Below are 12,579 nucleotides of genomic sequence, written 5' to 3'. Positions count from 1 at the left end.
TCTTCTCCCAAATTAAAGTTCAAAATACTTTTTAAGATATGCAGCAACACCATCATCATTATTATCTAACGTTTCATCATTTGCAGCCTCTTTGATCATGGGGATCGCGTTACCCATCGCCACACCGATCTCAGCTGCTTGCAACATTTCTAAGTCATTTTCTTCATCACCAAATGCCATCAGATCATCAAGTGTTTCCCCAAAGTGAGACAGTAATTGTCCTAAACCACGAGCTTTATTGACACTTGCAGGTAAAAACTCTAAGAGTTCACGACGAGAAGGCACAACGTGGAAATTATCCTTGATATCTTCTGGTAAACCGGCACGTGTAGCAGTCACTGTGTCAGCTGGAGCAGAACAAACTACTTTCCCAAAAGTTTGGTCGGATGGCAGGTCGGCAAAAGTTATATTTTCAAACGGGATCATTCCATTCATAAATGTTTCATAATCAGACTTACCACACTCGATCAACGAGTAGACTTTGTCTGGACCTAAAACATCTAAGGGGTAGTTGCGCTCTTTAGCATCTTTGTACAGCGTTTCTACCTGTGTTTTATTTAGAGTTGTCTGGGCTAAGATCTCTTGTGTAACGTTATTTTGAACTAAACCACCATTGAAAGTGATCGAGAAGTCAGCAGGCTTTGTTAATTCGAGCTGTTTTATCAAATGTTGCACAGCTCCTAACGGTCGTCCGGTACATAAAACCACCCGTTTGCCGGCTTCATGTAATTGTTTGAGAACTTTTTCGTTTTCAGCAGAGATCTCTTTATTAGAATTCAAAAGCGTATTATCCAAATCTAATGCAATAGTTGTAATCATATTTTATTCCCCTTTACTATTTTACTTTGAGTGGTAATGACGATAGATCCACATTGTGAGCACGATCAATACCAAGGTCATAATTAAAGTCGTGACCCAGGCAAATTCTCCTTTGGCCCACGGCAGATGCACATTCATCCCATAAAAGCCTGAAACTATCGGGGGGACTGCCAATATTAAAGACCACACTGTCAAAAACCGCATCGTATCATTCAAGTTATTATTTAAAATGTTATTGTAAGTATTTGACAAACGATCAACTAAGTCAGCTGCATCTTGAGTGATCTGCTGACTTTGTTTAGTTTCGATCTCAACATCACTCAAAAAATCGTGTTCCTTAGCGTTCAGTTGAAATGCGTCACTATTAGAATTACTACTCAACTCCATTTGTTGAATTGCTACGACATTATTATCAGTCGCAGTTGTTAAATAAACTAGCTGGTCACTTAACTCTGACAAGTCAGCGATCTGTCGATTAGTTGGGTGTCTATGATAGTTAGCCAAATCTTCACGTCGTCCGTTGATCGCATCTATTTGGTCAACATACTCATCGTTGGTTTTCCACAACAGCCGTAGTAATAAAATAACAGGCGTTATGTGTTCGGCCTTAGCTTGCTTAAGTTTATGCAGCAAGTCTTTAAGTTCTTCTGTGACCCATTTTGCTTCTTTATTGACCACTGAGATCAAATATTTTTCGCAAATAATGAAACTCACAGGTAAAACTTTAAAACCACCGTTTTGTTTGTCTGAAACTGCAACTCGCCAGATCAGCAAGCCCATTTTAGTTTCTTCACTATAATCAAAGCGTGAACGTTCTCTTGGGTCAAGAATGTATGACCGATATTTGCGAGGCAGTGCAAAATCCTGCTGCAATTTTTGTAAGTCATCTTCAGTTGGGTCAGTCACATCGATCCAACGTGAGTTATCCCACAATTTGTCTTCTCGATACATAGATACACCCGCCTTCCTACTGATAGTTTTATTATAGCAGTCTTTTTATTAGGTGCTAAACCATGTTTCATGTTTTATCGGAATTTTGTCAGACCTTCTATGGGTGAACAATGCTTTGTCCAACAACAATTTGAAAAACAAAGCTCAATTTGTCAACTCAAGCCAAAAAAATACAGGCCATAATAATTAATGACCTGTAGCTTTTACTTTAATAATAACTAAACCCAAATTACTCCGCTTTTAAAATGGCCTTCCTTACAAGTTTGTCTAATTCCACTACAATAAAAACTACAACTCCAGAAAGCAAGGACAAAATAAAGGACAAAGCACTGACTCCAGTTGTTGAGAACAACTCCTGCATAAATGGCACATAGGCTAAAAGTATCTGTAAGATCAACATGATACCAATAACCAAAAATGCCTTTTTATTAGCCAGAATATCTTTCGATAAAGCAAAATTAGCTGTTCGAATGTTAAAGAGATAAAAAATCTTGCCACCAATAATAATGTTGACCATCAATGTACTTGCCACAATATGACTTGCACCCTCAGCTAACAAGAATGAATGTCCCACCAAACCTGTTCCTGCAATGATGAATGAAACATAGATCATCTGGACAACATCATGTCTTGTAACCATCGACTGTCCATGGGCGCGTGGCCTTCGATGCATGATCCCAGTTTCGGCAGGCTCAAAGATAAATGCAAACTGGATCGTAACGGCGGATACCATATTGATCCATAACAACTGACTCGGTGTTAGTGGTAATGGCCTATCTAATAAGATAGAAAAGAACACGATCAATCCTTCAGCGAAGGAAGTTGGTAACAAGAACAAGATACTTTTCTTGATGTTGTCATAGATCCTGCGACCTTCCTTGATAGCAGTCCCCATCGTAGTGAAGTTATCGTCAGTCAAGATCATGTCTGCAGCATCTCTAGCGACATCTGTACCTTTGACCCCCATCGAAACGCCAATATCGGCAGTTTTCAACGCCGGAGCATCATTAACACCATCACCGATCATGGCAGTGACCTCTTCGGATCTTTCTAAAGCCTCAACGATCTCCAATTTATTTTGCGGTGTAGTCCTAGCAAAAACTTGATTTTCCTTGGCAGCATCTTGTTGCTGATCTTCGTCTAGCTCATCCCATTGTGGACCTGTGATCGAATGGATATGGTCAGCCAATCCTAGTTGCTGTCCGATAGCAGCGGCTGTTACTGGGGAATCACCAGTGATCATTTTAACCTGCACGTGCGCACTGTTTAACTGTTGCAAAGTTGCAATAACTTCAGGACGTGGAGGGTCAATAATACCTGCCAAGCCAAGAAAACTAATGCCTTCTTGTAACAGTTCATGTGTTACCTCTTCAACACTTTCTGGCACGCTTGTGACGCCGACAGCAACCACTCTTTTACCAGAAGCAGCCAATTCTTCGACCTCTTGTCGCCAATATTTTTGGTCAAAACTCTGTCCATTATTGACGACCATCTCAAAGATCTTATCCGGCGAACCCTTGACATAAAGCAATTTTTCGCCCGTCGCCTTGTCCCTGACCAAACGTGCAATATAACGATACTCCGAGTCAAATGGCAACATATCTAGCGACTCATAGTCTGGCTCGGTACTTGAGCCCATAATTTTATAATAAGCCGTTAAAAAGGCCCCATCGGTCGGCTCACCGTTAATTTGATAAATGCCTTCATCATCTTTATCAAGTTCCGTATCATTAGCAGCGAAACCAGCCGTCAAAAATTTTCTGACTGTTGTATTAGGATCCGTATTTTTCCCCGCCAACTGTAAGGTTCCAGTTGGTGTATAGCCAGTCCCAGTTAACTTGTAACGCTCCTTTTGTGTAATGATATCAGTCATTGTCATTTCATTTTTAGTTAAAGTCCCTGTTTTGTCAGTGGCAATAATGTCAACGGCTCCCAATGTCTCAACAGCAGGTAAAGTCTTAACGATCGTTTTCTTATTCTTAGCCATATCTGAAACACCTAATGCTAAGATCACAGACGTTGTCGCCGGCAAACCTTCAGGAATAGAACCTACGACCATTGTGACAACTGCTAAAGCTAAGACTGGTAAAGAATAAATTTGCAAGAATAAACCAATGACAAATAAGATAACAGCTACGATCAAGATCCCGATCGAGGTCCCTTTTCCCAAATTACCAATTTCTTTCATCATTGGAGTTTCTTTAGGCTTTGCCTCGGCAACCGCGGTAGATATCTGACCGATCTCTGTTTCTGAAGCCGTCGCAACTACCACTCCCAAACCAGAGCCATTAGTAACGCTAGTCGATGTAAAAGCCATGTTACTTTGATCAGCTAATGGCACCTTAGTTTCAGTGATGTCATCTTCACTTTTGGTTACAGCATCCGTTTCACCAGTCAATGAAGACTCTTGGATCCGCAAGTTTGCAGATTGCACGATCCGCAAGTCAGCCGGCACACTATCACCAGCTTCTAAAAAAACAACATCGCCTTTAACTAGATCTTCCGCTGAGACATCTATTCGCGTATCATCTCGATAAACAGTTGCTTCGACTGCCAACATTTGCTGGATCTGAGCTAAAGCATCGGCTGCATTGGATTCCTGAAAGTATCCAATAAATGCGTTGATCACAACTACCAGACCAATAACCAATGTATCAGTCTGATCACCGACCAGCAACGTCATAGCCATTGCAGCGATCAGTATATAAGTGATCATATTGTCAAACTGACGTAAAAATATTTTCCATTTGGGTGACTTTTTACTCTCGATCTTGTTTGGTCCATCCTGTCGCAGTCGCTTTTCAGCCTCTTCACTTGTCAAACCATTTTCAAAGTCCTGCGCTCGATATTTACTTTTTAATTCTTCAGTCTTTTCTTGATAATGTTCCATTCCGTTTCACTCTCCTAAATAATTCACTAGTCAAAAATAATGACCTTAAATAAACAGTAACTATACCAACACATAAATGGTTGATATTCCTTTTAGTGAACTATTCAAGCAGGATACAACTCAAAACAAAACACCAACACGCTCCTGGATCTGCATCCATCTATTGCCTCACCTCGCTGAACATGTATTTATCCTTATATCAACAATACCAAATCAATTTATAATAATGTTAAAGTTGCCTATTCTTAATAAAATCATAAGCTAGCTTACTTAATAAGTTTAACTATGACTATTCTCACGCATTTAAACTGTCACATCAAATAATTTCGCTTGAAAAACAGGGTGTAGTGAAGCGGGAAAAAGCGAGCGCTATCGTAGTCTAGCCATATAGCGCGGGCTTGGCGCTGTGTGGCTGGACTGAGATAAGCGGAACTTTCTGCCTCACGAAACCCGACTACAAAACAGAGAGTAACAAGCCGCTTAAGTCTCGAGCATCATCCAAGCCAGGCACTATAGCGCGCTTTTCAGCGATGTAGTGCCCGGCTTGGATGAGCGGAAAGACTTGGCTTGCTGTAGCTCGACTAAGAACACAAAGCAAAGCATGGCGTCCAGAACCAGAAGGCGAGCACTAATTAACTTTCACGCTATAATGCGTCCTTCAGCATTGTAGTGTGAAAGTTGGTTAGGCGTAACCTTCTGCCAGGTGCAGCTCGACTACAAAACTGAGCAAAACGAGACGCTTAAAAAATAAGCGGAGAGGCTTGGCTTTTGGAGTTCAACTATGAACAAAGCAATTACCCCCCTAAAAAATGCGCAAAAAGCGAGCCAAAACTCCCTCTTTTGTGTAGGAATTTCAACTCGCTCTTTATTGTTGAGGTCATGCCTCTCAAGACTCATCGATCGACCTTATTTATTTTTAAGATCATCGATCGTATTAATGTTTTTCATATATGTCGGAACGGCTAAACCAGTTTTAGCACCTGTCAGGTTTTGCCGAACCTCCACATATTTACCCTTATATTTCTGCGCGTATAGCTTATGGGTAACAGGAAGTTCAACTGTAACCGATGCATCTAATTTACCAGTAGAGATCGCACTCCACATAATACCAACGTCAAGTTGTTGCATCGTTGCATCATAACCCTTTTGCTTCAAAAGAGTTGTGACCAAGGTTGTGGCAGCTATCTCATAATCATATGGTGTATAGCCAATTTTGATTGCTTTACCCTTTCCATCAGGTACGCCTTTTAACCACTCTTTGACTTGTTTTGGATGGGTCTTGATAAATTGATCCACAGCCTTTTGCTTATCCATCCCGTTATTGATTTTGACCATTAACGGATTAGACATCTTGATCGACCAGTGGAAGTTCTCTAAAAGTTTGTTAGCACCTGGATTATCTTGTTTAAAGCCGTTACGAGTAACAGACCGCATTGATTCACCCTTACCATAGGCGTGTTTAGGATCATCCAAGAACTTCAATGGATATTTTGCAAACATCCAGTGAGGTTGCCAACCTGTTACAACGATCGGTTGTTTATTTTTGATCGCTTTATCTAGAGTACTTACCATGGCAGCCGTAGAACTTGGCATAATTTGCCAGTTTGCTTGTTTCAAATGATACTCACTTAAGGCTGTTTCTGTACTATCAGTGATCCCCGCACCAGCTTCGATCCCCGTGAGCGTATAGTTGATCTGAGGTCCTAATTTCTTATGAGAATTATACTTAGGCGGTTCAGCACAAGCACTAACGATTACAGCTAATCCTAAAGCCACAGTCGCTAATTTCAGATAACGAAGGATTTTTTTCTTCAATATGATCACTCCTTATCTGGATGTCTTGTTGAACGACTGAGTGATCCGGTCCAAGATGATAGCGACGATAACCACGGCGATACCAGAAGCGAAACCTGCACCAGCATCGTTACGTCCAACAGCGAAGTAAACCTGTGTACCTAAACCAAGAGCACCGATCATAGATGCAATAACGACCATTGAAAGTCCCAGCATCATAGTCTGGTTAACACCGGACATGATCGTGGTCTTGGCCATTGGTAACTGCAGGCCGATCAATTTTTGCCAGCTAGTCGAACCAAAGGAATCGGCAGCTTCGATCAGATCTTCCGGAACTTGACGGATACCAAGGTTAGTCATCCGTACTGTTGGCGGCATAGCGAAGATCACGGAAGCAAATACACCTGGGACCATCCCGATTCCGAAGAACGCAACGGCTGGGATCAAGTAAACGAAGGCTGGCAGAGTCTGCATGAAGTCCAGGATCGGTTTGATCACAACTTCTGCTTTCGAACTCTTAGCCATCCAGATCCCAAGAGGGACCCCGATAATGATCGCGATCACACTGGAAGATAATACCAGTGTTAAGGTCTGCGTCATGTCACGCCAGTAACCTAAGTTCCAGATCAACAGTAGACCTAGGACTTCAAAGACCATAAAGCCGACTTTCTTTTGACCACGCTTGACCCAGTAGGTCAAACCTAAGATCACCAAAATGAACAACCATTCAGGCAAGAGATCAAAGACCCATTGTATCCCGTCAATGATCGCTTGGAAGAAGGCCGTAATACTATTGAAAAAACCTGTAAACTGACTGATCCAATCAACACCAGAGTTGATCCAGTCAGCCAAAGGTAATGAACCGATTTTATCCATTAAGCGCTCACCTCTTCACCAGAAATTGCTGCCAAGACAGTCCCACGTAAGATGATCCCTAAGAGATGATCATCGTCATCAACTACGATATAAGGAATTGGCGTCTTCGAAATATCGTTGATCAGATCGTTGATCGGTGTATCAACGTGGGTCTTCGGAACATCAGTCTTCAAGACCGACTTCAAGTCCTTGCTGCCCTGCTTGACTAGTTCGGACACATCATCCGCATCTGCGAAACCAACGAACTTGTTTTCATTATCCACAACATAGATCGAGGAAATATCATTATCCCGCATCCGCCGTAAAGCAACCCGTGGGCCGGCTTTAGCGATATTAACTACGTGGGCTTCGGCCATCACGCTGCTTGCTGTGAGCACTTGCGTCCGGTCAACGCCTTCAATAAAGCGTTCAACATAATCGTTTTTAGGATGGGTCAGGATCTCTTCAGGTTCACCGATCTGTTGAACTACGCCATCACGCATGATCATGATCCGGTCACCCAATTTAAGGGCTTCGTTCAAATCATGGCCGATAAAAATAACTGTTTTATGCATTTTCTCTTGGATCTGCAACAAAAGATCTTGCATTTCCTTCCGGTATAACGGATCCAAAGCGGAAAAGGCTTCGTCCATAAGTAAGATCTCTGCATCATTAGCCAATGCACGTGCTAAACCAACACGTTGTTGCATACCACCAGATAACTGATCAGGATATTGTTGATCATAACCATTCAAACCAACAAGTTCCAAAGCATCCTTAGCCTTTTTCTCTTGTGTTTCTTGGTCGATCTTTTTAAGTGCTAACCCGTACTCTGCATTTTGTAAAACCGTCAAGTGTGGGAACAAAGCAAAGTTTTGAAATACCATTCCAAATTTATCTTGGCGCAGCTTTCGCAGTCCTTCTTTATCTAATCCCATTACACTTTGACCATCAATTTCGACATCTCCATCAGTCGAATTGATCAAACGATTGACCATCCGGATCAGTGTTGACTTACCACTACCGGACAATCCCATGACAACAAATATCTCTCCTTTATCGACTGAAAAGGTAGCGTCACTGACACCGACCGTACAGCCAGTTTCGGCAAGGATCTCCTCTTTAGTTTTACCTTGCTTGAGGAGCTCCTTTGCTTGAGGAATTTGTTTGCCAAAAATTTTAGTTAAGTGTTTAACTTTAACTTTCTCTGTCATTACATGCCTCCAATAAATCCGTGCTTTCTTATGCTGCGAAGAGTGCAGGTACTATTTAAACAATTGAAAACCATCGACTGAAAATATCTAGTTCCTGTCACACTGCCCTAGCAGTTGAAATTCGTTAGACCAGTCGTATATTTGACTGACCCTTCTGCTCGAATAAAAAAGACTTGAACAATCTACAGCTTGAACCAACGTTTTAAATAATTACGCAATACTCCATCATTAACCGGATCAAACGGAAAAAATGATACAAAAAAACCGATCGATGCTTTTATAGCTTTGGTCGGCCACGCTGAAAATTACTTATAAAACTATTTAGTGGTCCAACATTACAAAAATGTTACAGCCGAATAATTAAAATCAGCTTATCATAAATTAGAAGCCAATCCGAATTATATGGCCTTCTATTTTCTATCTTAAGGTTTTCTTAACATTTGTGGCCGATATTTTTAATATCTTTCAGAAACAAGTATCGTTCCAAAAGTCCGGCAAAACAGTTTTAAAGACAACTCTTAAAATTTTATTCTTTTGGATCTAAAAATTTCTAATAAAAAATACGCACTATAATAAACAAAAGTGCGTATCTAAATATTTTTGTTTTAATATTTTTTTAATTTCTAAACTCGGCTCTCACACTGCCCTTTAATTGTTCGGGGCTGATTTAGCTAATTCTTCAATTTTGTCATAGAAGGCAGCTGCATCAACACTCGTGACAAATGTAACTTCCCTGCCATCTTCAGTTTCGTAGGTCCGGCCTTCAGATGAACCTGACGTAATAACATCAGTTTTGACTTGTTTTGACTCGACCAACTCTGGATAACGGCTACTTAAAGTGGTCAAAACATCCCATAAATAATAAATTGAATTTGCTTCAAATGAATGTACTAATGAATAACCTTGTCCGATCAGATCCAAAGCTGGGTAAGTTCTTTGTGATGCCCAACGTAAACGAAGCTCTGAAGTTAAAGGAACTTGGTCAGTGCTATCAAGACCTACCATGACAATATCGATACTGGAATCCCAGACAGTTTTCACTGCCTCTGCGTCCCAGTATGCATTCCATTCCATCGTATCATCAGCTCCAGGTGTAGCAACATTGCCTTGGCTACCTAACGCTCCACCCATCCAATAAAGCTTGCGGATCTTAGCTGTGATCGTAGGATCAATTTCTAGAGCCCTAGCAAGGTCCGTAAGCGGTCCAGTCATAACTAAAGTTACTTTTTCACTAGAACTTTGCAGTTTCTCAATCATATCTAAGTGACCTGGTTTCTCAGCTAAAGGTGTCCGCGGCTGTCCGCCGTGCTCATTTAAGAGTGGAAAATCTTCAAATGAAAATGCACTTAACCGCCAATCATCTGGAAATTGGTGCTTAGCCCGCGAATTAGACTTGGCAACATCTGCAGGTTTACGACCATCATGCCCAAAACGATCGATGATCTTCCGAGAAGCTGATGAAGCTGGATCAACATATCCATCAGCATCAGTTACTCCCACACCCAACAAATTAACATCTGGCATTTGTAACAACAATAATAGTGAAACTAGATCATCAACATTTCCGTCATGATTAAAATAAAAATTACGCATTTAATAACCTCCAGCTCTAACAGTAAGCTCACATAATCTGGACAAAACCGGAAAACCACTAATACTGATAAAAAATCTACGCCATCCAGCTTGACCATATTTACTTAACAATACGTAAATTCCAAGCCCTCGTCAAGTGCAAAAGTCGATCAATGCAACAAGTAAAACACTTATTTTAGATTTTTCACGAACTTATCTGGCTAAATTCGGAAATTAAATATCCCACCATGATAATCATTAAAAAAATATCTATCCCGATGTTAACTTTAGTTATCGATTTCCTACGTTTAGAACTAGCCTTACCCAACTCGTCGGTACCACTGCGGTAATGCTTGATATCATGGATCATAGCCCAAATATCAACGGTGAATACAAATGCAAAAATCACTATGGTTGAAAATCCCATTTTTCTCCTCGCTTACATCAATTTTAACATTATCCAAATAATTTATAATGACAGATAATCAAAATAATTAGCCTTTTGTGCGTTCATGCAAAAACGAGTCAGTAATTGCAAATAATCACTAACTCGCATTTACTTTTTTGGACCAACATTTTATCTTGCCACCACTTTAAACTCTGCGCCATATTTAGTATTCGGTCAAGTTGTAATTGTCACAAATAATAAATGAAAATTTAGTACCCGTCAATTCATTTTCAAAGTGGGCTCTAACTTACACCTTTTTTATTCTAAAACACGATATACCATCTGAGGTTTTTCTGCTGTAGCTGCAATTTTGATATTTTGGTAGAGCAATTCTTTAATGTCGTCCACATTCTCTCTATTACTGTAAATGGTCAGTAACGATCCATCCTTTTTAACATCATCGCCGATTTTTTTATGCAAGTCGGTCCCTACACTATGATCCAATTGATCCGCTGCTTTTTGTCGACCCCCGCCCAGCATCATACTAGCAATACCAATTTCGTCTGCCTTTAAATCTGCGACCACGCCGTCGGTTTGAGCAGGTAATTCAATTTTGTACTGTGCTTGAAATTTTGTTCATAGCCTAAACAAAAAAAGCACACCAAATTTTCAAAAACAGAAAATTTGGTGGCGCCTTTCAATATTACCATTTAATTATGTTATAGAAATTGACTTCTAAATTTAGTTTACGATCACATTACCAGCCAATATTTGACGCATTTTCTGGTAACGATAGTTTGCCATCCTGTAATTCACCAAATGCCTGATCCATTACTTTAAATGCTTGGTTCAACTGTTCATCCGTAATGACCAAAGGAGGCTGGAAGCGCAGGACATTGTCCTTAAGACTAATGATCAACACACCCAACTCAAACATCCTATAAATGACTTTAGTGGTAGCTTCACGATCCGGTGCGCCTGTTTCTTGATCAACGATATCGATCCCCCCATCTAAGCCATACATCCTAACTTGACCAATAAATGAATACTTTTCTTTTTCCTTCTCAAAGAAGTCTTGTGCTACTTGCCCTAAACGAGCTGACCGTTCCACTAACTGCTCGTCTTCGAATACATCTAGTGTAGCCAAGGAAGCAGCTGTCGTAACCGGATTACCGGCAGTCGTATAAACATTGGCTGGCGAGCCCAAGCTATCCATAATATCAGCACGACCGATAACGGCACTAAGCGGCAATCCTGAAGCAAGAGATTTGCCGACACTCATCAAATCTGGTTCGATCCCCGGAAAGTTTTGGATCGACCACCATTTGCCAGTACGTCCCATACCTTGGTTGATCTCATCTACTGCAAATAAGATCCCATTTTCATGAGCAAAATGATAAACTCTTTCCATAAATTTCTGTGGAGCCTTAGTGATCCCTCCATCGCCTTGGATCGGTTCGATCAAGATCACGGCTGTTTCTTCTGCAGGAAGGTATGTTTCAAACGGGAGCTTAAAAGCCGCGAACATTCGCTCAACAAAGTCATCTTCCGTTTCTTCCGGCAACCTAGCCCAGGCATCTGGATATGGAACTTTAACTACTCCTGGTAGCATCGGGCCCATTTTACGTGCCATATTCAAACTACAGCTGGACATGCTCATTGAGCCATAAGTTGAACCATGGTAGGCGCCGGTAAAACTGACGAGATATTGTCTGCCGGTGTATCCACGCGCAAATTTAATGATCCCATCATTAGCATCGGATCCGGAATTCCCCCAGCTCAACTTTACAGGACCAGATATAGGTGCCAGTTTGCATAGACGATCAGCTAACTTAGCTGACGGAACATTTGCAAAATAAGCCGGTGTGTATTGGATCAACTTGCTTGCTTGTTCGCTGATAGCTTGCACAACATGTGGATGTGCATGTCCCGTATTGGTCGAAGAAGCACTTGCCAACAAATCGATATATTCTTTGCCGTTCGCATCACGTAACAGTGCTCCTTTACCTGATTCGATCGCAATATCGTAGTATTGTACTCGTTGCGGTGACAAAGAATGTCTCTCATCTGCTAAAATTTTTTCATTTTCCCCCATC

The 12,579-nt window shown here is 41.0% G+C and carries 10 protein-coding genes; all 10 read right to left on the bottom strand.

The features are described from left to right. Positions 1-12: 12 nt before the first annotated feature. The 10 genes from AC3XNE_RS05305 to AC3XNE_RS05260 all read right to left on the bottom strand — a co-directional run bounded on the left by AC3XNE_RS05305 (position 13) and on the right by AC3XNE_RS05260 (position 12,578). Positions 13-819, bottom strand: a complete 807-nt coding sequence (locus AC3XNE_RS05305) for a Cof-type HAD-IIB family hydrolase (RefSeq protein ID WP_489833270.1) — start codon at positions 817-819, stop codon at positions 13-15. 21 nt (positions 820-840) lie between these two features. Next, positions 841-1,770 carry a magnesium transporter CorA family protein gene (locus AC3XNE_RS05300; protein WP_489833269.1) on the bottom strand — a complete coding sequence of 310 codons (930 nt, stop codon included), beginning with the start codon at positions 1,768-1,770 and terminating at the stop codon, positions 841-843. A 229-nt stretch (positions 1,771-1,999) separates the two neighbouring features. After that, positions 2,000-4,660, bottom strand: coding sequence for an HAD-IC family P-type ATPase (locus AC3XNE_RS05295; RefSeq protein WP_489833268.1), 2,661 nt, complete (start codon positions 4,658-4,660; stop codon positions 2,000-2,002). Positions 4,661-5,566: 906 nt separating this feature from the next. Next, positions 5,567-6,475, bottom strand: a complete 909-nt coding sequence (locus tag AC3XNE_RS05290) for a glycine betaine ABC transporter substrate-binding protein (protein WP_489833267.1) — start codon at positions 6,473-6,475, stop codon at positions 5,567-5,569. 12 nt (positions 6,476-6,487) lie between these two features. Next, positions 6,488-7,330, bottom strand: coding sequence for an ABC transporter permease (locus AC3XNE_RS05285; RefSeq protein WP_489833266.1), 843 nt, complete (start codon positions 7,328-7,330; stop codon positions 6,488-6,490). Further along, positions 7,330-8,523 carry a quaternary amine ABC transporter ATP-binding protein gene (locus tag AC3XNE_RS05280; RefSeq protein WP_489833265.1) on the bottom strand — a complete coding sequence of 398 codons (1,194 nt, stop codon included), beginning with the start codon at positions 8,521-8,523 and terminating at the stop codon, positions 7,330-7,332. The genes AC3XNE_RS05285 and AC3XNE_RS05280 overlap by 1 nt, the downstream gene beginning before the upstream one ends. A gap of 648 nt (positions 8,524-9,171) precedes the next feature. Continuing rightward, the gene (locus AC3XNE_RS05275; RefSeq protein WP_489833264.1) at positions 9,172-10,116 is read right to left on the bottom strand and encodes a nucleoside hydrolase; all 945 of its coding nucleotides are present in this window, start codon (positions 10,114-10,116) and stop codon (positions 9,172-9,174) included. Between the two features lie 184 nt (positions 10,117-10,300). Further along, positions 10,301-10,522 carry a hypothetical protein gene (locus AC3XNE_RS05270; RefSeq protein WP_489833263.1) on the bottom strand — a complete coding sequence of 74 codons (222 nt, stop codon included), beginning with the start codon at positions 10,520-10,522 and terminating at the stop codon, positions 10,301-10,303. A 279-nt stretch (positions 10,523-10,801) separates the two neighbouring features. After that, a complete protein-coding gene (locus AC3XNE_RS05265; protein WP_489833262.1) occupies positions 10,802-11,068 on the bottom strand; it encodes a pyrimidine-nucleoside phosphorylase in 267 nt (88 codons plus the stop codon). Positions 11,069-11,240: 172 nt separating this feature from the next. Beyond that, positions 11,241-12,578, bottom strand: coding sequence for an aspartate aminotransferase family protein (locus tag AC3XNE_RS05260; protein ID WP_489833261.1), 1,338 nt, complete (start codon positions 12,576-12,578; stop codon positions 11,241-11,243). Position 12,579: the final 1 nt, after the last annotated feature.

It is taken from the genome of Ligilactobacillus sp. JN-6 (Y).1 (assembly GCF_058111525.1).
This window is presented reverse-complemented; position numbering and strand designations above follow the sequence as displayed.

What these genes read in the sequence shown, in the direction of transcription:
- AC3XNE_RS05305 (WP_489833270.1), bottom strand. Translation starts at nt 819, where the DNA reads ATGATTACAACTATTGCATTAGATTTGGATAATACGCTTTTGAATTCT.
- AC3XNE_RS05300 (WP_489833269.1), bottom strand. Translation starts at nt 1,770, where the DNA reads ATGTATCGAGAAGACAAATTGTGGGATAACTCACGTTGGATCGATGTG.
- AC3XNE_RS05295 (WP_489833268.1), bottom strand. Translation starts at nt 4,660, where the DNA reads ATGGAACATTATCAAGAAAAGACTGAAGAATTAAAAAGTAAATATCGA.
- AC3XNE_RS05285 (WP_489833266.1), bottom strand. Translation starts at nt 7,330, where the DNA reads ATGGATAAAATCGGTTCATTACCTTTGGCTGACTGGATCAACTCTGGT.
- AC3XNE_RS05280 (WP_489833265.1), bottom strand. Translation starts at nt 8,523, where the DNA reads ATGACAGAGAAAGTTAAAGTTAAACACTTAACTAAAATTTTTGGCAAA.
- AC3XNE_RS05275 (WP_489833264.1), bottom strand. Translation starts at nt 10,116, where the DNA reads ATGCGTAATTTTTATTTTAATCATGACGGAAATGTTGATGATCTAGTT.
- AC3XNE_RS05270 (WP_489833263.1), bottom strand. Translation starts at nt 10,522, where the DNA reads ATGGGATTTTCAACCATAGTGATTTTTGCATTTGTATTCACCGTTGAT.
- AC3XNE_RS05260 (WP_489833261.1), bottom strand. Translation starts at nt 12,578, where the DNA reads ATGGGGGAAAATGAAAAAATTTTAGCAGATGAGAGACATTCTTTGTCA.